Annotated in this window: 23 protein-coding genes; 13 read left to right on the top strand and 10 right to left on the bottom strand. The window is 71.4% G+C overall.

All coding sequences use genetic code 11. The features are described from left to right. Positions 1-164: 164 nt before the first annotated feature. The 4 genes from ABZ459_RS12650 to ABZ459_RS12635 form a co-directional block, all read right to left on the bottom strand. Positions 165-1862 (bottom strand): GAF domain-containing protein, encoded by a 1698-nt coding sequence (locus ABZ459_RS12650; protein WP_357969489.1) that lies wholly within the window; start codon positions 1860-1862, stop codon positions 165-167. Between the two features lie 64 nt (positions 1863-1926). Beyond that, positions 1927-2583, bottom strand: coding sequence for a CBS domain-containing protein (locus ABZ459_RS12645; protein WP_357969487.1), 657 nt, complete (start codon positions 2581-2583; stop codon positions 1927-1929). Positions 2584-2692: 109 nt separating this feature from the next. Next, positions 2693-3097 (bottom strand): nuclear transport factor 2 family protein, encoded by a 405-nt coding sequence (locus tag ABZ459_RS12640; RefSeq protein ID WP_357969486.1) that lies wholly within the window; start codon positions 3095-3097, stop codon positions 2693-2695. Positions 3098-3189: 92 nt separating this feature from the next. Further along, entirely contained in the window at positions 3190-3711 is a 522-nt protein-coding gene (locus tag ABZ459_RS12635; protein ID WP_357969484.1) for a carboxymuconolactone decarboxylase family protein, read from the bottom strand. A gap of 88 nt (positions 3712-3799) precedes the next feature. Here ABZ459_RS12635 and ABZ459_RS12630 point away from each other — a divergent pair, with 88 nt between their 5' ends. The 4 genes from ABZ459_RS12630 to ABZ459_RS12615 all read left to right on the top strand — a co-directional run bounded on the left by ABZ459_RS12630 (position 3800) and on the right by ABZ459_RS12615 (position 6508). Continuing rightward, positions 3800-4417 (top strand): DUF4142 domain-containing protein, encoded by a 618-nt coding sequence (locus ABZ459_RS12630; protein WP_357969481.1) that lies wholly within the window; start codon positions 3800-3802, stop codon positions 4415-4417. A 73-nt stretch (positions 4418-4490) separates the two neighbouring features. Further along, positions 4491-4946 (top strand): hypothetical protein, encoded by a 456-nt coding sequence (locus tag ABZ459_RS12625; RefSeq protein WP_357969478.1) that lies wholly within the window; start codon positions 4491-4493, stop codon positions 4944-4946. A gap of 116 nt (positions 4947-5062) precedes the next feature. Continuing rightward, on the top strand, positions 5063-5698 hold the full coding sequence (locus tag ABZ459_RS12620; RefSeq protein ID WP_357969475.1) for an MFS transporter: 636 nt from the start codon (positions 5063-5065) through the stop codon (positions 5696-5698). A gap of 150 nt (positions 5699-5848) precedes the next feature. Beyond that, a complete protein-coding gene (locus tag ABZ459_RS12615; protein WP_357969472.1) occupies positions 5849-6508 on the top strand; it encodes a copper resistance protein CopC in 660 nt (219 codons plus the stop codon). A gap of 16 nt (positions 6509-6524) precedes the next feature. On the opposite strand, the gene ABZ459_RS12610 is transcribed toward ABZ459_RS12615, so the two are convergent. From ABZ459_RS12610 to ABZ459_RS12600, 3 genes are all read right to left on the bottom strand, one after another. After that, positions 6525-7772 carry an MFS transporter gene (locus tag ABZ459_RS12610; protein WP_357969470.1) on the bottom strand — a complete coding sequence of 416 codons (1248 nt, stop codon included), beginning with the start codon at positions 7770-7772 and terminating at the stop codon, positions 6525-6527. Continuing rightward, on the bottom strand, positions 7769-8860 hold the full coding sequence (locus tag ABZ459_RS12605; RefSeq protein WP_357969467.1) for a PLP-dependent cysteine synthase family protein: 1092 nt from the start codon (positions 8858-8860) through the stop codon (positions 7769-7771). Before ABZ459_RS12605 ends, ABZ459_RS12610 begins: the two co-directional genes overlap by 4 nt. A gap of 90 nt (positions 8861-8950) precedes the next feature. Continuing rightward, a complete protein-coding gene (locus ABZ459_RS12600; protein WP_357969464.1) occupies positions 8951-9409 on the bottom strand; it encodes a hypothetical protein in 459 nt (152 codons plus the stop codon). A gap of 250 nt (positions 9410-9659) precedes the next feature. On the opposite strand from ABZ459_RS12600, the gene ABZ459_RS12595 reads away from it, so the two are divergent. The 5 genes from ABZ459_RS12595 to atpE all read left to right on the top strand — a co-directional run bounded on the left by ABZ459_RS12595 (position 9660) and on the right by atpE (position 14478). Further along, complete coding sequence (locus ABZ459_RS12595) at positions 9660-10934, top strand: aminotransferase class V-fold PLP-dependent enzyme (protein ID WP_357969462.1); 1275 nt, start codon at positions 9660-9662, stop codon at positions 10932-10934. 43 nt (positions 10935-10977) lie between these two features. Next, the gene (locus ABZ459_RS12590; RefSeq protein WP_357969460.1) at positions 10978-11391 is read left to right on the top strand and encodes a metalloregulator ArsR/SmtB family transcription factor; all 414 of its coding nucleotides are present in this window, start codon (positions 10978-10980) and stop codon (positions 11389-11391) included. After that, entirely contained in the window at positions 11391-12308 is a 918-nt protein-coding gene (locus ABZ459_RS12585; protein ID WP_357969457.1) for a cation diffusion facilitator family transporter, read from the top strand. The genes ABZ459_RS12590 and ABZ459_RS12585 overlap by 1 nt, the downstream gene beginning before the upstream one ends. A gap of 158 nt (positions 12309-12466) precedes the next feature. Beyond that, the gene (locus ABZ459_RS12580; protein WP_357969454.1) at positions 12467-14038 is read left to right on the top strand and encodes a M28 family metallopeptidase; all 1572 of its coding nucleotides are present in this window, start codon (positions 12467-12469) and stop codon (positions 14036-14038) included. Positions 14039-14244: 206 nt separating this feature from the next. After that, positions 14245-14478 carry an ATP synthase F0 subunit C gene (gene atpE / locus ABZ459_RS12575; protein ID WP_352329951.1) on the top strand — a complete coding sequence of 78 codons (234 nt, stop codon included), beginning with the start codon at positions 14245-14247 and terminating at the stop codon, positions 14476-14478. A gap of 963 nt (positions 14479-15441) precedes the next feature. Here atpE and ABZ459_RS12570 read toward each other — a convergent pair. Both ABZ459_RS12570 and ABZ459_RS12565 read right to left on the bottom strand, forming a co-directional pair. Next, on the bottom strand, positions 15442-15936 hold the full coding sequence (locus ABZ459_RS12570) for a hypothetical protein (protein ID WP_357969450.1): 495 nt from the start codon (positions 15934-15936) through the stop codon (positions 15442-15444). A gap of 94 nt (positions 15937-16030) precedes the next feature. Beyond that, a complete protein-coding gene (locus ABZ459_RS12565) occupies positions 16031-16534 on the bottom strand; it encodes a hypothetical protein (RefSeq protein ID WP_357969448.1) in 504 nt (167 codons plus the stop codon). Between the two features lie 523 nt (positions 16535-17057). Between ABZ459_RS12565 and ABZ459_RS12560 the strand changes: the two genes are divergently transcribed. Both ABZ459_RS12560 and ABZ459_RS12555 read left to right on the top strand, forming a co-directional pair. Further along, a complete protein-coding gene (locus ABZ459_RS12560; RefSeq protein WP_357969445.1) occupies positions 17058-17354 on the top strand; it encodes a hypothetical protein in 297 nt (98 codons plus the stop codon). A 98-nt stretch (positions 17355-17452) separates the two neighbouring features. Next, complete coding sequence (locus ABZ459_RS12555) at positions 17453-17668, top strand: hypothetical protein (RefSeq protein ID WP_357969443.1); 216 nt, start codon at positions 17453-17455, stop codon at positions 17666-17668. Here the strand turns inward: ABZ459_RS12555 and ABZ459_RS12550 are convergent. After that, entirely contained in the window at positions 17662-18192 is a 531-nt protein-coding gene (locus ABZ459_RS12550) for a hypothetical protein (protein WP_357969441.1), read from the bottom strand. The genes ABZ459_RS12555 and ABZ459_RS12550 overlap by 7 nt on opposite strands. A gap of 108 nt (positions 18193-18300) precedes the next feature. On the opposite strand from ABZ459_RS12550, the gene ABZ459_RS12545 reads away from it, so the two are divergent. Together ABZ459_RS12545 and ABZ459_RS12540 are read left to right on the top strand one after the other, a co-directional pair. Then, complete coding sequence (locus ABZ459_RS12545) at positions 18301-18816, top strand: hypothetical protein (RefSeq protein WP_357969438.1); 516 nt, start codon at positions 18301-18303, stop codon at positions 18814-18816. A gap of 385 nt (positions 18817-19201) precedes the next feature. After that, positions 19202-19792 carry a DinB family protein gene (locus tag ABZ459_RS12540; RefSeq protein WP_357969436.1) on the top strand — a complete coding sequence of 197 codons (591 nt, stop codon included), beginning with the start codon at positions 19202-19204 and terminating at the stop codon, positions 19790-19792. The last annotated feature ends 170 nt before the right edge of the window (positions 19793-19962 follow it).

Raw genomic sequence — 19962 nt, 5'->3', positions numbered from 1 at the left:
TCTTCCTCACGTGGTTCATGCGGAGGTGGGGCGGCCTGGATGGCCGCGATCACCTGGCTGTGCCGTCCCATCACAGCTCAGCGGGCATGACGTGGGGTATGGACGAAGGTCCCGACCTCCCGGGACTTAGGACGCGCGAGGGGCTGCGCGCGCTGGAACGGCCGTCACAGCGGGACGTGCCAGCGCAGCCGGGTGCCGCCCCCCTCCGGCGTCTCCAGCTCGGCGGCCCCGCCGAGGTCGGCGGCCCGTTCCTCGATGTTGCGCAGGCCGCTGCGCCGCCCGCCGTCGCCCAGGCCGACGCCGTTGTCGCCGACGACGAGGGTGAGCCGGCCGCCGGCGACCTCGATGGAGACCTCGGCGCGGGTGGCGTGGGAGTGGCGGACCACGTTGGACAGCGCCTCGCGCAGGACGGCGAGCAGGTGCCCGGCCACCGGGTCGGGCACCAGGGTGTCGATCTGGCCCTCCATACGCAGGCCGGGCATGAACCCCAGGTGCGCGCCCGCTCCCTCCACCAGGTCGACGATCTTCGTACGCAGGCTCGGCGCGGCGTCCTCGCGCGGGGCCTGGAGGGCGAAGATGGACGAGCGGATCTGGCGGATGGTCTCGTCCAGCTCGTCGATGGCGTGTTGCAGCCGTTTGCCCGCCTCCGGGCGCTCGACCAGCCGGACGGTGCTCATGAGCGTCATGGCCGTGGCGAACAGCCGCTGGATGACGACGTCGTGCAGGTCCTTGGCGATGCGGTCGCGGTCCTCCAGCAGGCCGAGCCGTTCGGCGTCGCGGCGGGCCTCGGCCAGCTCCAGCGCGATCGCCGCCTGCCCCGCGAACGACTCCAGCATCTGCTGGTCGGCCCCGCTGAACGGCAGCCGCCCGCCGCGCTTGGCCAGCATGAGCACGCCCCGCACGCGGGGCGCGGCGCCCAGCGGGACCATCAGGCCCGGCCCGTAGCCCAGCCGCCGCAGCGGCGAGTCGGGGTAGGGGGCGCCCGGCAGGTCCCGCTCGGACCTGGGCTCGGCGTGCGTGAACGCCTCCCCCTCCAGGGTGGCCGAGACGTCGAACGCCATCCCCAGCAGCTCGTCGGCCCCGTCGCCCTCGGCCACGTCGACGGTCAGCGTGCCGCCCGACGGGTCGGGCAGCAGCACCTGGACCAGGTCGGCGTCGCACATCTGGCGGGCCCGCGCCGCCATGGTGGTGAGCACCTCGCGGGAGCCGGCGCCGGACAGCAGGCTGGTGGTGATCTCCGAGGACGCCTGCAGCCAGGTCTCGCGCCGGCGCGACTCCTCGTACAGGCGGGCGTTCTCCACGGCGACGCCGGCGGCGGTGGCCAGCGCGACGACGATGGCCTCGTCCTCCTCGTCGAAGTCGCCGCCGCCGCGTTTCTCGGTCAGGTAGAGGTTGCCGAACACCTCGTCGCGCACGCGTACCGGCACGCCGAGGAAGGTGCCCATCGGCGGGTGGCCGGGCGGGAAGCCGTAGGACTCGGGGTGGTCGGAGATACGGCCCAGCCGCAGCGGACGGGCGTCCTTGATCAGCAGGCCGAGCAGGCCCAGCCCGTGCGGCCAGTGCTCGATCCGGGCGATCTCCTCCTCGCTCAACCCGACCGGGATGAACTGGACGAGCGTCTGCTCCTCGCCGACCACGCCCAGCGCGCCATAACTCGCGTCCACCAGCTTGGTCGCGGTCTCCACGATCCGCCGCAGCACGGTCTCCAGGTCGAGGTCGCTGCCCACCGAGACGACGGCCTCCAGCAGCGCGTGCACCCGGTCGCGGGTGGCGAGGACGGCGTTGAGCCTCGTCTGCAGCTCGGCCAGCAGCTCGTCGAGCCGCATCTGGGGCATCAGGCTGCGCTGCTCACTTTCCGACATACCGTTCAGTGTCCCAGCAGGTCGCCTCGCCGCGGGAATCAGCCCGCCGGGTCGCGGCCGCCCGTCACAGCAGCGGCGGGACGGTGAACAGGTCGTCCCGGTCGCGGTCGAGCTCGGTCACGACGTCGACGACGCCCTCCACCGCCCGCACCGCCTCCGCCAGCGCGGCGGCCCGTACCCCGCCCGCCACCCTGCCGGTGATCGTGACCACCCCGGCGTCGACCGCGACCGCGAACGTGCCGTCCGGCGGGAGCACGGCCCTGACGTCCGCCTCCAGCTCGGCGGCCGGGCGGGTGAAGACGCGCAGCACGTCGCGCTGGTGCAGGGTGCCGACGACGCGGCCGGTGACCGGGTCGATCACCGGGAGCTGCCTGATCCGCCGGGTGTGCATGATCCTGGCCGCCTCGCGCACCGGCATGCCCGGCGTGACCGTGACCGCCGGCGACGTCATCAGCTCCGCGGCGGTGACGGCGGCGGCCTTGCGCTGCTCCTGCCGCCGCGCCCGCGAGTCGAGGACGGAGACGGCGTGCCAGGCCGGGCCGGTCTCCTTGAGCAGCAGGTCGTCCTCCGACACCACGCCCACCGGCCGCCGGTCGGCGTCGATCACGGTGACCGCGCCCACCGCGTACCGCTTCATCGCCGCCACGATGTCGGCGAACGACGCGTGCTCCAGCACCGCGATCGCCACGCGTCCCATGACGTCCTTGACCTCGATCGACATGATCGCCACCTCGCTTTCCGCCTCCACGGTCCCTCGCGCGGGGGCGGTGGCGGCAGCGGCGAACGTCCCGCGGGCGAAGGGCTAAGGTCCTGGGCCGCGGGAGCGGGTGTCAGTGCAGCGGGCCGGCGAAGACCACGATCTCGTCGATGTCGCCGGCGGCGGTCAGGTGGACCATGTCGGTGCCCGACAGGACGGTGGCACCGTCGGGCCCCTCGAAGCGCCAGCCGAACCGGGCCCACTCGTGCGGCGCGTCGACGGACGTCGTACGGACCATGCGGCAGCCGCCGGCCCGGTAGCCCTGCACCACCTCGGTGACGAAGTCGGCCACCGCGCCCCGGCCGGACCCGCGACCGAGCGGCCCCCAGAACACCACGTCGGCGGCGAGGGCACGGCTGAGCAGCGCGGAACGGTGGTCGGGGTCGTCGGCGTTGGCGGCGGCGATGAAGGCGTCGATCGCGTCGGCGTGGGCCCGGTGGTGCCGCTGCGGGGATTCCGCCGGTTCGTGCACGGTCATGTCGTCCTCCATCCGTCGCCGGGGCGTGCGGGAACCGGGTCCGGTCGCACGCCGATCGCCATGAGCCAGTACATCACGAGCGCGCCCCTGACCTACTCCGCTTCCGGCTGGTTCCCCACGAGCAGGTTGAACGCGCCGGTCAGCAGGTTGAGCGAGACCAGCCCGACGACCTCGGCGATCACCCGGTCGCTCCAGCCGAGGGAACGCAGCTCCGCCACCTCCTCGTCGGTGATGGACGACGGCTCGACCAGCACCCGCACCGCCACCGCGATCAGGGCGGCCTCACGCGCGTCGGCCGAGGTGCCCTGGCGGGCCAGCGCGACGTCGGCCTCGCTCAGCCCGGCGGCCAGCGCCCCCTCGGTGTGCGCGGCCAGGCACGTGCCGCAGCCGATCCACTCCTGCACGGCCAGGGAGATCTTCTCGCTGAGCGCGCGCGGGATCTTCACCCGCTTCATCGCCCGGGAGAAGTCCAGGTATCCCTGGAGCAGGGCGGGCGAGTGGGCCATCGTGGACACCATGTCACCCACCCCGCCGTGCCTGGCGACGATGTCGTCCAGGATCTGACGGGACTTCTCAGGGGCCTTCTCAGGAACGAGCGGTGCAAGACGTCTCATACGTCGCACTCTATACCCATGGGGGGTATCAAGGAAACCGGTCCCGGTTTCGTTGAACCGGATCCGGCGGGCCCGCGTACCTTCGAGCATGCACAGGCTCTTGCGCGGTGAGATGTTCATGCTCGGCGGCTTCGTCGCGGCGGCGGCGGCGACGATCCTGCTGATCCTGCCCCCGTCGATCGACCCCGCGGACGCGCAACGGACCCGCACGCCCTCGGGCCCGCTCTCGGCCGCCGACATCGACCTGCTGATCAAGGTGCGGCAGGCCGGCCTGTGGGAGATGCCCGCGGGCGAGTACGCCGCCACCCGCGCCCAGTCGCAGCGCGTCAAGCAGGTCGGCAAGCAGATCATGGGCGAGCACCAGAAACTGGACCAGATCACCCGCGACACGGCGGCCAAGCTCGGCGTCGCCCTTCCCGACGAGCCCAACCCCGACCAGCAGCGCTGGCTGGCCCAGCTCGCGGCCGAGAGCGGCCCGGCCTTCGACCAGGACTACGCGAACCTGCTGCGCGCCGCGCACGGCAAGGTCTTCGGCACCCTGGCGCTCGTCCGGGCCGGGACCAGGAACGCCGAGATCCGCAAGTTCGCCCAGGAAGGCATCAACTTCGTCATGCGCCACATGACGTATCTCGAATCGACCGGCCTGGTGAACCACAACCAACTCCCCGAACCCCCGCTCCCGTCCCCCGCCCCGCCCACCTCCTGACCTGCCGGCCCCTGGAAGCACGTCCTTCCACGGGGGACCGGCCCCATCGACACCCCGGCGGAACACCGACCTCATGCCCGAACCCCTCGAAGCACCCGCCCGCGCGTCGCGGCGGGCCATCGCCGCCCTGGGCATCGCCCTGCTGGCGGGGTGCGCGACCGTCCCCGTCCCCCAGGGGCAGCCGGCGCACCACCACGGCGCCGCTCCCCCCGCCCCCGCCGTCGCCGTCGCGCCGAAGGTGCCCGCCGGCGACATGAAACAGCTCACCGCCCTGCTCGGCTGCCCCGCCGGCAAGCTGCAGACCGACGCCGCCGAGCTGCGGCAGGCGGCCTGCGACACCCCCCAGGGCCGCCTGACGATCGTGACGTTCAGCACGGACGACGGCAAACGAGAGTGGCTCGACATCGCCCAGGCGTACGGCGGCGCGTACCTGGTCGGCGACCGCTGGGTCGTCGTCGCCACCGCCGACCGGCTGGAACGGTTACGCGGCCGCCTGGGAGGCGAGCTCGAGACCCCGCGACACCATTGACCCCTCCCCGCCGGGCCGCCTCCCCGCCGTGCCCGCCCGTCGCGCCCCTCCGTCGCGCCCGTCCGGTGCGCAAGGACGCGGATGACGACCCGGCCGGGCTCTGGCACGATGGCCGGATGCAGGTCGCCCGTCCCGTGGTCCGCGCGCTTCGCGCCGCGGTGTTCACGGCCGTGTGCGTCCTGGCCTCGGCGGCCCTGCACACGCTGGTCGGCGGCACGGCGATCGCGCCCGGCCCGCTGGCCCTGGCCGTCGCGGCGACCTTCGCGGCCGCCTACGCCGCCGGTTCCCGTCCCCGCGGATGGGCGCCCCTGCTGGCCATGTGCGTGGCCGCCCAGTACGGCCTGCACGAGCTCTTCGACGCCTCCGAGTCCGCCCGGTACGGGCTGAGCCACCTGCTCGACGCCTCCTCGCCGTCCTTCGCCGGGCCGCCCGCCGGGCCGGTCGCCCATGGGCACGGCTCCTCGGGGATGGTGGTGATCCACCTGGCGGTGGCCGTCTCGTCGAGCTGGTGGCTGGCCCGGGGGGACGCGGCCCTGGCGGCGTTGCTGCGGTTGAGCACGGTCCGGCTGGCCCGGCTGTGGACCGTCCTGTGCGCCTGGTCGTCCGTCCTGGCTCCGCCGCCCGCCGGGCCCGCCCGCGCGTGCCCGCTGTGGCCTCCCGTGGCGGGTCACCGGGCGCTGCTGCTGGCTCCGGTGCTCTCCCGGCGCGGGCCGCCCCGCCCGGCTGCGCACGCCCGGCCGTCCGGCCGCTGACGTTCCCCGTCATGCGGCGGGTCCGGCGTGCCTCCCGTCAGGCAGACGACCCAGCCGGCGCCGCCGCGGTACGCCCCTCGCGTCCCTCCGCGCGCCGGACCGCATGTCCATCCGGCGGTCGAGCCGGATCCAGGAACCTCGGAGTTCGCAGTGACCCATTCCCTTCGTTCCGCGCGCCGCCCGTTCCGGGCGGCCGTTCGGGCCGGTGTCGCCGTCGGCGGCGCCGTCCTGCTGCTGCTGGCCGCCGCGCCCGCCGCGCTGGCCCATGACCGGCTGAAGAGCAGCTCACCCGCCGACGGCGCCAAGCTCGCGCAGGTGGAGAGCATCGAGCTGGAGTTCACCTCCCGCATGACCATGCCGACCCTCGTGCTCGACGGCCCGGCGGGCGAGAACCTGCCGCTGGGCAAGCCGCGCGCCCAGGGCGTCACGGTGAAGGCCGAGCCGGCCGCGCCGCTGGAGCCCGGCCGGTACCGGCTGGCCTGGCGGGTGGTCTCCTCCGACGGCCATCCGATCGCCGGCGAGCTGCGCTTCACCGTCACCGCCCCGGCCACGCCGACCGCGAGCGAGTCCGAAGCCACCCCGGCCGAGACCCCCGCCGAGACCGCGTCCGCGTCCACGTCCTCGACCCCGGCCGGAGCCGCCCCGGCGGCCTCCTCGTCACCGGTCGCCCAGGCCGAGGCAGAAGCGGGCTCGGGCGGCGTGCCCGGCTGGTTGTGGGTGGCCGCGGCGGCGCTGGTGGCGGGCGGAGCCGCGACCGTCGTGGCCGGCCGCCGCAGGCGCGCCACCGGGGACGCCGGCCCCAGGCCCTGACCGGGTCGCCGGCGCTCTAGGTCGCCATGGCCGCGGGCAGGCGCGGCCGGAGGGCCCGGCGGTGCTCCAGGCGGGCCACCGCCAGGGCCGAGGCCAGCCCCGCCAAGGTCAGTGACAACCAGGGCAGGCCCGCCCAGCCCGCGTCGGCGGCGACGTCCAGCAGCGCGCCCGACAGCAGGTTCCCGGCGAGGATCCCCGCGCCGGAGGCCAGGTTGTACAGGCCGTAGTAGGTGCCGACCAGCTCCTCACCCGCCATGTCGGCGATGGTGGCCATCTCGAACGGGAAGGCCACCAGCGTCCCGGCGCCGAGCAGCAGCGCGCACACCAGCGCGGCCGTCAGCGTCGCCGCCCGCGGCAGGTGGAGCTGCGCGACGGCGACCATGGGCAGGAAGGCCGCCCCCATGAGGGTCAGCCCGCGGGTGATCGCCTGGCCGCGGCTCCACCGTTCGCCGCACCAGGCGGTCAGGCGTACCTGCCCGGCGATGCCGAGCAGCGCCGACACCGCGTACAGGGCGGTCACCGCCCACTGGCCGCCGCCGGCCCGCTGCACCTCCAGCGGCAGGGCGAGGTACATCTGGTACGACAGCGCGTACGAAGCGATCATCGACGCCGCGAACGAGACGAACGCCCGGTCGCCGAACGCCCGCCGCCACGCCCGCAGCACCGGCTGCCGCGCCCGCCCCGGCTCCCGGGGCCGCGAGGGCAGGTAGAACCCCTGCAGCACGGTCAGGACGGCGAAGATCCCCGCCGCCCCCAGGCACACCACGGTGAACCCGCCCGCCAGCAGCAGCACCCCGAGCAGCGGCCCGAGCAGGATGCCGCCCTGGTAGAACACGTTGAACACGGCGAAGGCGGCCACCTTGCGCGGCCCGGCCGCGGCGGCCAGGTACGCGCGGGCGGCCGGGTTGAACAGCGCCCCCGCCAGCCCCGTGACCACCGCGGCCGCCACCAGCAGCGGCAGCGACGTGGTGAGCCCGAACAGCGCGAACCCCACGGTACGCAGGGCGCACCCCGTCATGATCATCGGTTTGTGCCCGAACCGGTCGGCCAGCGTGCCACCGATCAGGAACATGCCCTGCTGGCTGGCGTTGCGCAGGCCGAGGATGAGCCCGATCGTCCAGGCCGCGAGCCCCGCGCCGGCCGACAGGTGCTGGGCGAGGTAGGGCATCAGCATGTAGAAGCCGATGTTGATGCCCGCCTGGTTGATCTGCAGCAGCCGGATCGGCCGGTCGAAGGAGCGGAACTGCGCCAGCGTGGCCTTCATCGCCTGCCCGCCAGCGGGTCGCGGACGGCGGCGCACCGGGTCCAGCGGCGTACCTCACGCTCGGCGGGGTCGTGCAGCTCGTCGGGCTCGTCGGCCGGGGTGACGCCGAGCAGGCCGTGGGCGCGGCAGTAGCCGTCGTCGAAGACGGTGTTCCAGTAGCGCCAGGGCCCGTCGGGGAAGACGGCGACGACGCAGCCGCCCGGCCCGGCCCGTCCGGCCAGCCAGCGGGCCACCAGGCTGACGGCTCCGGTGCTCCAGCCGCCGGAGACGTAGTGCTGGGCCGCCAGGGTGCGGCAGGCCCACACCGCCTCGGCGGCGCTCACCCAGTGGACCTCGTCGAAGGCGTCGTAGGCGACGTTGGCGGGGTGGATGCTGGAGCCCAGGCCGCGCATCAGGCGGTGGCGGTCGGGCTGCCCGAAGATGGTCGAGCCGACGGTGTCGACGCCGACCAGCCGCAGCCGGGGCAGGTGGCGGCGCAGCTCGCGGGTGATGCCCGCGCTGTGCCCGCCGGTGCCGACCGAGCAGACCAGCGTGTCGATGTGCGGGAGCTGGGACAGCAGCTCGCGGGCCAGCCCGGCGTAGGCGGCCACGTTGTCGGGGTTGCCGTACTGGTCGGGGCAGTAGGAGCCGGGCACCTCGGCCAGCAGCTCCTCGACCCGGTCGCGGCGGGCCCGCTGCCAGCCGCCGGTGGGATGCGGCTCCGGCACGATCTCCAGCCGTACGCCGTAGGAGACCAGCAGCCGCTGCATGAGCGGTTCCATGCCGGGGTCGGCGACCAGGACGACCGGATGGCCGAAGGTGATCCCGGCCAGGGCCAGCCCGAGGCCGAGGGTGCCGCTGGTGGATTCGACGATCGTCGCGCCGGGGGCCAGCTCGCCCCGGGCGCGGGCCTGCCGGACCATGTGCAGGGCGGGCCGGTCCTTGATGCCGCCCGGGTTGAAGCCCTCCAGCTTGGCCCAAAAGCCGCCGCCGTCCGCGACGAACGGCGCGGCGACGAACGCCAGCGGTGTGTTTCCGACGGTGACGCAGATACCCGAGTTTCCGATGGCGGGCAGAATGTCAGGGCGCGGCAAAGTATCGTATGACATTGGTGGTAATCCCCGAGATAAACGGCGCAAGCGCGGCACTGAAGACGCCGCGGGCGCGGTGAAAAAGGACGGCGACGAAAGACGCGCGTCCTATATGCGCATCACGCGGGAATTTTCCTGACCTGACGCGGCCTGCCGCGAGGCGGCCCGCGGCGCCGGTCGTACGGGCCCGGCCACGACGGCCGCGGGCCCGGCGGCGAGCACGGGGACGGCGGTCACGGCCGGCGCGGAGGCGGCGGTGGCCGCGCACTCCTGCTCGGTGCCGTGCAGGTGGCCCGGCGGCAGCTCGCCGTGCAGGCACCCGGCGTCGCGCACCGGCATCCGCCCGGACAACCATCTGACGTGCCGGTGCACGTCGGGGTGGGCGCCCTGGACAGACGGGGCGGGGCCGCCCTGCGCCCGCTCGGACAGCTCGACGGCCGCGCACGCGCCGCCGTGCGCGAACACGACGCTGATCAGCAGGGCGAGGGCCAGCATCGCGTGCGGCCACCACCGGCCGGCCCCCGAGGCGGGCGGGCGGGATGCGCGGGCTGACCTGGTCGTGAGCATCACCGCAGATCATGCCCGCCACGCGGCGCGGCGCGCCGGGAAAAGGCCAAGACCGAGGTAAAGAAATTCCCGGCGCACGGGAATCGCCGCCGCGAATCACTGCGAGCACCCTCGATTTCGTTTGTCGTCGATTTCCCGCCGGATGACGGGAACGACGGCGAGCCGTTCCCGTCGCGCGGCGACATCTCCGCGACACTGGCATTCGCCGGCGCGGCCCCGATTCCGCGCCGCCCGACCTTGGGGGTGTCTCATGGCCCTGTCCAGACGTGCGGTCATCGCCGGGGTCGGCGCGCTGGCCGCACTCCCGCAAGGGCTCCCGCCGGCCGCCGCCGACGCCTCGGGCACGGCCCGGGACGAACGCTTCTGGGCGGGCGTGGCCGGGCAGTTCCGGGTCAGCGACGACTTCGTCAACCTGGAGAACGGCTACTACGGGATCATGCCCGAGCCGGTCCGGCGCGCCTACCACCGCAACGTCGACGTCCTCAACGCCCGCAACTCCCACCTGCTGCGCACGGCGTACAAGGCCAGGGCCGACGAGGTGCGCGACCGGATCGCCGCGCTGCTGGGCGTCACCCGCGAGGAGATCGCGCTCACCCGGGGCGGCACCGAGGCGCTGCAGAACCTCATCTCCGGCTACCGGCGGCTGCGGCCGGGCGACGCCGTGCTCTACTCCGACCTGGACTACCCCTCCGCCCAGCACACCATGAACTGGCTGGCCGGGCGGCGCGAGGCCACGGTCGCCCGGTTCGTCCTGCCCGAGCCCGCCACCCGGCAGGCGTCGCTGGACGCCTACGAGCGGGCGCTGCGGACCACCCCCAGGGCCCGGCTGCTCCTGCTGTCGCACCTGAACAACCGCACCGGCCTGGTGCTGCCGGTCCGGGAGATCGTCGCGATGGCCCGCGAGCGCGGCGTGGACGTCGTCGTGGACGCCGCCCACTCCTGGGGGCAGCTCGACTTCACCCTGCCCGCCCTCGGGGCCGACTTCGCCGCGTTCTCGCTGCACAAGTGGATCGGCGCGCCCCTTGGCACCGGGTTCCTCTACATCCGCCGGGACCGGCTGGCCGACATCGAGCCCGTCTTCGGCGACGAGAGCTTCCCGGCCGGCGACATCCGCTCGCGGGTCCACTCGGGCACCATGGACGTCGCGGCGCCCCTCACGGTCCCCGACGCGCTCGACTTCCACCTGCGGCTCGGCGCGGCCGTCAAGCAGGCCCGGCTGCGGCACCTGCGCGACCGCTGGGTGAGCCAGGTGCGCGACCTGCCGGGCCTGCAGATCCTCACCCCGGACGAGCCCGGCATGTACGGCGCGATCACCGCCTTCCGCATCGCCGGCCGCACCTCCACGGCCGACAACGAGGCCGTCGCCGCCACCCTGCTGAACACCTATGGCCTCTACACGGTCGCCCGCACGGGCATGGCCGGGGGCGACGCCGTCCGGGTCACCCCGGCGCTGTTCACCTCGGCGGCGCAGGTGGACCGGCTGGCGGCGGCGCTGCAGCGGCTGACCCCGCGGCTGCGGGCCTGAGGCGGGTTGACAGATCACCGACATGTCCCGCTAAGTTAGATATGTGAACAGTTCTTCAGATGAGCACGTGTTGGCCGTGGACGGCTGCGCGGTCAAGGTGGTCGACGCCGACCGCGTCGCGGCCGTGCACGAGCGCATGCCCGCCGCCGAGGACCTGGCCGACACCGCCGACGTCTTCGGCCTGCTGTCCGACCCCAACCGGCTGAAGCTGCTGGTCGCCCTGCTGGACGGCGAGCTGTGCGTGTGCGACCTGGCCGCGGTGACCGGACAGAGCGAGTCCGCGGTCTCCCACGCGCTGCGCCTGCTGCGCGCCCACCGCATCGTGGCCGCCCGCCGCTCGGGCCGGATGGCCTATTACCGGCTGGAGGATCCGCACGTCCGGATGCTGCTGGACCTGGCGCTGGCCCACACCGAGCACACCGAGGCCATCCACCCCGAACGCGAAGGGACGTCGTGATGGGCACCGGACACGGACACGGGCACGGGCAGGCCCAGGGGCACGCCGGGGCCCGCCACCGCTGGCGGCTGGCGGTCTCCTTCGCCCTGATCGGCGCGTTCTTCCTGGTCGAGCTGGGCTACGGCCTCCTCTCCGGGTCGCTGGCGCTGCTGTCGGACGCCGGGCACATGGCCGCCGACGTCGTCACCCTCGGCGCGGCGCTGGTCGCCACCAGGATCGCCGGCCGTCCCGACACCACCGGCCGGCGCAGTTACGGCTCCTACCGGGCCGAGGTGTTCGCCTCCCTGCTGGCCGTCGTGCTGATGCTCGGCGTGGCCCTGTACGTCGTGATCGAGGCCGTCGGCCGCATCGGCGGGAGCGCCGAGGTCTCCTCCGGTCCGATGCTCGTCGTCGGCGCCATCGGCCTCGTGGTGAATCTCGTGGCCCTGCTCCTGCTGCGCTCGGGCGCGAGCGAGAGCCTCAACGTCAAGGGCGCCTATCTGGAGGTGGTGGCCGACACCGCCGGCTCGGTCGGCGTCATCGTGGCCGGCTGGCTGGTGGCCACCACCGGGCAGGCGTTCTGGGACACCGTCGTCGCGCTGGCCATCGGCGTGTTCGTGGCCGTCCGCGCCGTGTCGCTGGGGCGGCAGGTCTTCGCCGTCCTGGGGCAGCACGTGCCCGAGGGCATCGACGCCGCCGCCGTGGCGGCCGACCTGGCGGCCATCGACGGCGTGCACAACGTGCACGACCTGCACCTGTGGACGCTCACCTCCGGCATGAACGTGGCCACCGCGCACCTGGTCACCGTCGAGCCGGGCGACAACCACGCCGTCCTGGACCGGGCCCGCGACGTGCTGCGGCAGCGCCACCACATCGCGCACGCCACGTTGCAGGTGGAGCCGGTCGACCATCAGGGCTGCGACGAACTGGGCTGGTAGCGGGCGGCGCGCCGAGCCGTCCGCATGGTCCCACCAATGCACTTGTCCAACATTGGACGACTCAAATTCTTCCCACGGGTGGATTTGTCGGCTTATGTATTCTCCTGGGCCGCTGAATCGGGAAAGACACCTGTTTCATCTCAGTTCGAGGAGCTCGTATGCGCATCACCCTGCGCAGAGGCACCTTCCGCGTCCTTGCGACGGCCGCGGCACTGTCCCTGCCTCTGGCTCTCCTTCCGACCGCGGCGCAGGCGGACCCCGCGCCTGCCCCGGCCGAGAAGAAACTGATCGACTCGGTCACCGCCCCCGCGGTGAAGAAGCATCTGCAGGCACTGCAGAACATCGCCGACGCCAACAACGGCAACCGCGCCGCCGGCACCAGCGGCCATCTGGCCTCGCGTGACTACGTCGCCGCCAAGCTCAAGAAGGCCGGCTACAACGTCACCCTCCAGCCGTTCGACATCGCCTACTTCGAGGAGAAGTCCACGGCGCTGATGGAGCGCGTCTCCCCCAGCCCGCGCGTCTTCACCCCGACCCCGCCGGACGGCTCCTCCGTCGGCGAGTTCGCCACCATGACCTACTCCGGGTCCGGCGAGGTCACCGCGTCGCTGCAGAACGTCGATCTCGTCCTGCCGCCCGGCCCGACGCCGAGCACGTCCAACTCCGGGTGCGAGGCCGCCGACTTCGCCGGGTTCACGCCGGGCAACATCGCGCTGCTGCAGCGCGGCACCTGCGACTTCGTGGTCAAGGCGAACAACGCCAAGGCCGCCGGGGCCGTGGCGGTGATCGTCTTCAACGAGGGCCAGCCGGGCCGTACCGCGACCCTGCGCGGGAACCTCGGCACGCCCGTCACCATCCCCGTGCTGGGCACCAGCTTCGACGTCGGCCAGGAACTGGCCACGACCGGCGGCGTGATCCACATCAAGACCGACACCGTCAGCGAGATGCGCACCACCTACAACGTCATCGCCGACTCCAAGTGGGGCGACCCGAACAAGGTGGTCATGTCCGGCGCCCACCTCGACTCCGTCCCGGCCGGGCCCGGCATCAACGACGACGGCTCCGGCACCGCCGCCACGCTCGCCGTCGCCGAGGCCCTGGGCAAGATCCCGACCCGCAACCGGCTGCGCTTCGCCTGGTGGAGCGCCGAGGAGCTGGGCCTGCTCGGCTCGATCCACTACGTGGAGACGCTGCCCGCGGCCGAGCTGTCCAAGGTCAAGCTCTTCCTCGACTACGACATGCTCGGGTCCACCAACTACGCCTTCAAGATCTACGACGGCGACGACTCCGACGGCGTCGGCGCCCCCGCGGGCCCGCCCGGTTCCGACGAGATCGAGAAGCTCTACGAGAAGTACTTCGACCTGCTGCACCAGGGACACAACGGCACCGACTTCGACGGCCGCTCCGACTACGGCCCGTTCATCGAGGCCGGCATCCCCTCCGGCGGCGTGTTCACCGGCGCCGAGGGCATCAAGACGCCCGAGGAGGCCGCGATCTTCGGCGGCACCGCCGGACAGCCCTACGACCCCTGCTACCACCAGGCCTGCGACACCATCGCCAACATCAACGACAAGGCACTCGCGCTGAACACCGGCGCGGTCGCCACGGCGGCCGTCGTCTACGCCTACAGCCGCGACCTGCCCGGCCCCGACGCCGCCCGGCCGGCCGCCAAGGCCAGGACCGCCACGAGCACCCTCAAGGCGACCGTCGAAGGCAGGGAGACCCGCTGACCCCGGCCCTTCCGTGCGCCCGCGACGGGCGCACGGAAGGAACCGCTCACGCGTTCTACATGTAGATCGATTTGTCCAGTACGTCGATCAACGAGCATTTTGCGGATTAATTGGAGAAACGCCATATTTTCTTTCTCGCGTCCACGGGTTGAAATGCAAGCAGACCAGCGAATCACTGCTTCACCGGACGCCAGAAAGGCGGCGCAATGCACGTACTCGCTCAAGTCTCCGGCAACATCACCGCCATCGGTTACGGCCTGGCCGCGATCGGCCCCGGCGTGGGCGTCGGCATCATCTTCGGCCAGGGCGTGCAGGCCATCGCCCGCCAGCCCGAGGCGTATCCGCTGATCCGCCAGAACATCCTGCTCGGTTTCGTCCTCACCGAGGCCCTGGCCCTGATCGGGCTGGTCGCGCCGTTCATCTTCCAGTTCCTGAAGTAATCGCCGCGTTCGCGAAGCGAATGGCGAATCCGAGCTGAAGATGGGTGGCGATGACCGTCCCGGAGTCACGCCACCCCCACGACATTCCCCAGCGGCCGTTCCTCAGCGACCGTTCCTCAGCGACCGTTCCTCAGCGAACGGGCAGGCCGGTTACCGCCCGGCGTGCTCGCGCCTATGTGGAGACCTCACCGGCGCGAAATGCTCCTTGCTCAAGACTCACTTACCGCTGGGTGAGCCGGACCCGATCCCGAAGCCGCGGCAGCTGTTCAAAGCGGCAGTTTCGCACTGGCAACCCGTGGCGTCACCTTGCCGGGAGTCTTTGTCGATTCCCGTGGATCGTAGTGAGCCTTCTTATGCCTCTCACTCCTGGCCGCCCTCTTCGGCCGACAGCTGACGGAGTCGTTTGATCTCGGAGATCAGGTGAGGAATGTCGCGGCGGGAGACAGGAGCGCGGAATTTGGCGCGCGCACGGGGCCGTCCAACCGGCGCGCCCTTGATTCCCGAGGACACCGGCCGCGGCCGGGCAACGGCGGCACAAGGACCCCTTATGGTCAGGCTGCCGTCCGGCCTGATCCAGCACGCGCCAGGATGAACATACGTAGGTCGCCACGGCCGGCCCGGAATGCTGACGGTGGACACTCACGGGCATGGCGTGAGTGTGCGCCCCCGGCGGGCTGAGTACTGGCATCCGGCCGTCCAGAGAGCCGACCCGAGCGGCCTTGGCGGGGTTCGGCCTGCTGATTCACCGAGCGGCGCCGTCCCGCTGGACAATACAGACGACAGGTCTGACCAGCCGCGCCATCGTGATCGGTCACGTTCGACGGGCGCGGCGGCGGCCACCGCAGCACGAGGACCGGCTCCGCGAGCTGTTCCGGGATCCCGGTTCGTCCCTGCCGTGACGGAACCGCCGGCGGGAGCACGCATACGGCGCGCCCCCGGACGCGGGGCGGATCAGTGGCCACCTCAGCCGTAGGATTGCGCCCAGTACTCGACGGTCTGCCGACCCGAGACGGTGAAGGACGCGCCGTACTTCTTGTGCCCGGCGTTGGTGACGCGCAGGTAGCGGGGAGTGCCGTCGCAGGGCCACTTGGCGCTCTTCATGATCCTCCAGGCTCCCCAGCGGTTCCGGTACTCGAATGCGGTGTTCATGGTCCGGCCCTTGCCCCAGCAGCGCGCCTTGACCTGCATCACCCGGTGTCCGTACTTGCGATCCCAGGTCACACTCCAGTTGCTGACCCGCTTCGACTGGTGCTTGAGGGTGACCCACTTGGCGCGTGCGGCGGTCGTCTGACCGAAGACCGCCTCGGCCGCCGTGGCCCTCTGGACCGCGCTCGGCGCGGCGGCGGCCGGAGCCTGCTGCGTGATGGCGACCGCTCGGACGGGGGCCGAGGCCAAGGACAGGGCCGCCGCCGAGGCGACGCCCAGCAGCACGGCCCGGGTCGCGATGTTGATACGCATTGAGATGTTCTCCCTTGCTGATCGGATCGGCGACGGCCCGTAGTGACCGTCGCAGGTGGGGATCATGACCCCACGGGAACGGCGGTGCTGACGGTCAGCCGTAGGACTGCGCCCAGTACTCGATGGTCTGCGTGTACGAGGGGATGAAGATCGCGCCGTACTTCTTGTGCCCCGCATTGGAGACGCGCAGGTAACGGGGAGTTCCGTCGCAGGGCCACTTGGCCCTCTTCATGACCTTCCAGTCCAGGTACTGGTTCCGGTACATGAACTTGACGATCATGGTTTGGCCCTTGCCCCAGCAGCGGGCCTTGACCTGCATCACCCGGTGCCCGTGCTTGCGGTTCCACGAGGGGCCCCAGTAGCCGTGCCGGCCCGACTCGTGTTTGAGCGTGACCCACCTGGCGCGCTTGTCGGCCGCCTGGCCGAAGACCGCCTCGGCCGCGGCGCCCCCTTGGGGGGTGGCAGGCGCGGTGGCGGTCCGAACCGCGGTCTGCGGCGCTGTGGCGGGGGCCGCCTGGGCAGGGGCCGAGGCCAAAGACAGCGCCGCCGCCGAGGCGACGCCCAGCAGCCCTGCCCGGATCGCGAGGTTGATGCGCATTGAGATGTCCTCCCTTGCTGATCGGATCGGCGACGGCCCGTAGTGACGGTCGCCCGGATCATGCGGCGGAGCCGGGTGTTCTCCAGCAGTCGCGCGGGTTGAACGGGCTCGACTCGCCGGCGCGGAGCGCCACCAGGGCGTGATCGAGGTTTCCGCTGACTCTCGCGTGATCTTGCGGCCGAATTGCCACTTCTGCCACTCGCGGGTCTTCGGCCTTCATGCCGTCTCCTCCGCTCGTGAATCCGCTCGTGTCGAGCGGGTTACAGGAGTGAAGCTAGGCCGAGCCATGTTGAGGATTTGTTCAGGCTCCGTGAAGTGGTCAGTGCTCTACGGCATGCGCTGTCAGTGACGGCGGAGGCCTCACCAGTGTCGAGCTCGACGCCGGTGGCCCAGGTTGATCCAGCGTCCCTGGGCCCGGACCGAGGCCGGACAGACCGGCGCGGCGTGAGCGGGCATGACCAGCGACCCCAGAGGGAAGAATGTCGTGACGGCGAGTGCCGCACCGATCTTATGAATACCCTTCATGCCGAGGCCCCGTGCTGTCTTCACGTTCCGCGACACGCCCCGGCTGTTTCCCGGAGGACAGCCCGGCCGCCCGATCAGCGCCACCCACCTCGGGAAACGTCTCAAAGGCCTCGGCATCCAGCCTGGCCAAGCCCGCTCCACCGCCCTGTTCCAACTCGCCACCGAACTGCCCGCTGCCCTGCTCGCCCGCATGCTCGGCATCCACATCGACGTCGCCGTCGCCTGGCGACGAGCCTCCTCCGGCGGCTGGATGACCTACGCCGCCGACGTCAGCCGCCGCACGACCCCTTCATGACCGCGTCACACCATCCCTGCGAAGGAAGTGCTTATGATCGAAATCGACGGGCCGCTCTACCACGTCAGAGCCACGGCTCGCGGCACTACGCGACCTTCATGACCCTCGATGCGATCCAGCAGGTCATGGACCGCTACCGCGACACCGGTGAATGCAGCAGCGGCGCCTACTTTTGGACCACAGACCTGATCATCATGCGTCGGCCGGGGATCCCGGCGATGGTCGATGCCGTTGCCGATCTGATCGCCACGGGAGAACTCACCGCCGCCTGCGGGGCTCTTGATGCCGAACACGACCTGGATGGCGATCAGTAACCCTCTGCCGGCACATCGAAGTTCCAGGTGGCCGGGAGGTCCCCATCGCAGACGGTGCACACGAAGGAGCCATCCTTGACCACGTTGCGCTCTCCGCACTCAGGGCAGCGGCGGAAGACGAACTCGTCGGTGAACCGGCCAGGATGAGCCACCCCAAGCCGATCAAGCACCTCCTCGACCGCAGTCCAGGAACCTGCCTCCGGACAGTAACCCGTCGATTGGTTGCTGACCTCAGCAACCTCCCAACCATCAGACCCTTGCGCGAAGGCGATCTCACCCGCGCTCAGCACCACCCCGCCGCCTGCGCACGCCACATGTTCGCTACGCCGCGGCGCCAGCCGAAGGTTCCCCTGCACACCAACGACGAACGTGAACGGGTTCGCCAATTCATCCTGGCCGACGACCCCCAACCAGGCAATGAGGTCCTCCATCGTCCTGATCACTTGGCCGGCAGGGGCGTGCCGCATCGCCGCCCGCACCTCGGCTGGACCGACATAGCGATAAGCCCGCGCCTCGTCTGCCACCACGCGAAGGTAACCCACCCAGCAGCAGCACCGCACCAGGACTGATCACAGTCCATACAGCGCTCTGGCGACCCACTCGGACAGCCCTGATATCCGACGGTGCCGTGAGTGTCGTTGAAACGCAAGCGCGAGGCCGTCCGAACCATGGCCACGCACGCGGTTGACCGGTCAGGAAGATCGGCGCCCTTCGGCTCGGACCTGGCCTACGAGCGCGGCTCCGTCGCGGTCCCCTACGGCAACTGCGTGGAGCCGAGCAACGTCAAGGCCGGCGGGAAGTCCTGCCCGATCCGCTTTCAGTGCGCCGGCTGCGGCTTCTATCGCCCCGCCCCTTCCTTCCTGCCCGCCATCGAGCAGCACATCAACGAGCTGCGGGCCGACCGGGAGATCGCTGAAGCTATGGATACCGCCGAGTACGTGATCAGCAATCTGACCGAGCAGATCGGCGCCTGTCGGGAGGTGACGGCAACAATGCGGGACCGGCTCGCGCAGTTGCCTTCTGATCGTCGGGCCGAAGTGGACGAGGCCTGCGCGGTCCTACGCAAAGTCCGGGCGGGGTCTCGCCCGCTGCTGCCCCTGACTGTCCTCACCCCTACCACTCAGACCGGGCAGGAGAACCCTACGTGACCACCCGCAGCCCGGGCGACGTGCTTCGTGAGGCGCGTCGTCGTGACAGCCTGGACAAACGCCAGCGTCGTCGATGTCTGGAAGCCGGCCCGGCGAGTCGGCGGCAGGCTGACCAGAACCGCCGTCGCGCCCTGTCAGCCGCCCCATAGCACCACAACCCAACACCCGGTTAGAAGCCCCATCATGACCACGCTCGAACGCCCCTTGCCAGAGCCCTCGCAGAGATCGTCATCAGGCCGGACCTCAGCGACGATGACGCCATCACACCCGAGGCCGCCATGGAGGTGCTCCAGCCGGTGATCCCCCTCCTGCAGCACCTCTCCGCGCAGGACCGGCAAGCCCTCGCCTACCTGATCGTCGGTGCAGCCTGACAGAATCGCGACCCATGATCGACGATTTCGCGAAAGACAACCTGCACCACAGACTGTGGCGGGACCGCAAGGCGCTGCTCTGGAAACTCGACGGCTTGTCCGAATACGACGTCCGCCGACCTTTGACAGCGACCGGGACCAACCTCCTCGGCCTGGTCAAACACATGGCCACCGTCGAGGCCAGGTACTTCGGCGAGGTCTTCGACCGCCCTTCCCCGGAACCGCTGCCCCGGTGGCAGGACTCCGACGGCAGCGATCTGTGGGCGACCAAAGACGAGACCCGCGATCAGATCATCGGGTTCTACCGGCGCACGTGGGAACACTCGGACGCGACGATCAACGAGCTTCCCCTCGACGCCCCCGGCCACGTGCCGTGGTGGCCGGAGTCAACGCCGGCCTTGCACATGAACCTGTTCGCCATCATGGTCCATGTCCTCTGCGAGTCCACCCGGCATGCCGGGCACGCCGACATCCTGCGCGAGAGCCTCGACGGCCAGACCGGGATGCGCCCCGAACACGAGCAGCAGATCGACGAGGAAGCCCGTGCAGCCTACTGCGCGAAGATCGAGCAAGCCGCCAGGGCGGCCGCACCAATCGAGGCTTGACCACAATCGCGCCACCGTGACCGGGCCCCTTGGGACCACGATTCACCCCCTCCCCCACCAGCAAGATCACTTGAACGCCCACGTGTCGGAGTACTGCGACGAACCGCCGAGCTAACTCCTCGAGGCGCTCTCCGCACGCTCGCTTCTTCTTCGCTTAAGAACCCCAGACA

The sequence above is a fragment of the Nonomuraea sp. NPDC005692 genome (assembly GCF_040631115.1).
Taxonomy (GTDB): domain Bacteria; phylum Actinomycetota; class Actinomycetes; order Streptosporangiales; family Streptosporangiaceae; genus Nonomuraea.
This window is presented reverse-complemented; position numbering and strand designations above follow the sequence as displayed.

Excerpts from the sequence above, each read along its gene's own strand:
- ABZ459_RS12650 (WP_357969489.1), bottom strand. The coding sequence starts at position 1,862 with ATGTCGGAAAGTGAGCAGCGCAGCCTGATGCCCCAGATGCGGCTCGAC.
- ABZ459_RS12645 (WP_357969487.1), bottom strand. The coding sequence starts at position 2,583 with ATGTCGATCGAGGTCAAGGACGTCATGGGACGCGTGGCGATCGCGGTG.
- ABZ459_RS12640 (WP_357969486.1), bottom strand. The coding sequence starts at position 3,097 with ATGACCGTGCACGAACCGGCGGAATCCCCGCAGCGGCACCACCGGGCC.
- ABZ459_RS12635 (WP_357969484.1), bottom strand. The coding sequence starts at position 3,711 with ATGAGACGTCTTGCACCGCTCGTTCCTGAGAAGGCCCCTGAGAAGTCC.
- ABZ459_RS12630 (WP_357969481.1), top strand. The coding sequence starts at position 3,800 with ATGCACAGGCTCTTGCGCGGTGAGATGTTCATGCTCGGCGGCTTCGTC.
- ABZ459_RS12625 (WP_357969478.1), top strand. The coding sequence starts at position 4,491 with ATGCCCGAACCCCTCGAAGCACCCGCCCGCGCGTCGCGGCGGGCCATC.
- ABZ459_RS12620 (WP_357969475.1), top strand. The coding sequence starts at position 5,063 with ATGCAGGTCGCCCGTCCCGTGGTCCGCGCGCTTCGCGCCGCGGTGTTC.
- ABZ459_RS12610 (WP_357969470.1), bottom strand. The coding sequence starts at position 7,772 with ATGAAGGCCACGCTGGCGCAGTTCCGCTCCTTCGACCGGCCGATCCGG.
- ABZ459_RS12605 (WP_357969467.1), bottom strand. The coding sequence starts at position 8,860 with ATGTCATACGATACTTTGCCGCGCCCTGACATTCTGCCCGCCATCGGA.
- ABZ459_RS12600 (WP_357969464.1), bottom strand. The coding sequence starts at position 9,409 with ATGCTCACGACCAGGTCAGCCCGCGCATCCCGCCCGCCCGCCTCGGGG.
- ABZ459_RS12595 (WP_357969462.1), top strand. The coding sequence starts at position 9,660 with ATGGCCCTGTCCAGACGTGCGGTCATCGCCGGGGTCGGCGCGCTGGCC.
- ABZ459_RS12585 (WP_357969457.1), top strand. The coding sequence starts at position 11,391 with ATGGGCACCGGACACGGACACGGGCACGGGCAGGCCCAGGGGCACGCC.
- ABZ459_RS12580 (WP_357969454.1), top strand. The coding sequence starts at position 12,467 with ATGCGCATCACCCTGCGCAGAGGCACCTTCCGCGTCCTTGCGACGGCC.
- atpE (WP_352329951.1), top strand. The coding sequence starts at position 14,245 with ATGCACGTACTCGCTCAAGTCTCCGGCAACATCACCGCCATCGGTTAC.
- ABZ459_RS12570 (WP_357969450.1), bottom strand. The coding sequence starts at position 15,936 with ATGCGTATCAACATCGCGACCCGGGCCGTGCTGCTGGGCGTCGCCTCG.
- ABZ459_RS12565 (WP_357969448.1), bottom strand. The coding sequence starts at position 16,534 with ATGCGCATCAACCTCGCGATCCGGGCAGGGCTGCTGGGCGTCGCCTCG.
- ABZ459_RS12560 (WP_357969445.1), top strand. The coding sequence starts at position 17,058 with ATGCCGAGGCCCCGTGCTGTCTTCACGTTCCGCGACACGCCCCGGCTG.
- ABZ459_RS12555 (WP_357969443.1), top strand. The coding sequence starts at position 17,453 with ATGACCCTCGATGCGATCCAGCAGGTCATGGACCGCTACCGCGACACC.
- ABZ459_RS12540 (WP_357969436.1), top strand. The coding sequence starts at position 19,202 with ATGATCGACGATTTCGCGAAAGACAACCTGCACCACAGACTGTGGCGG.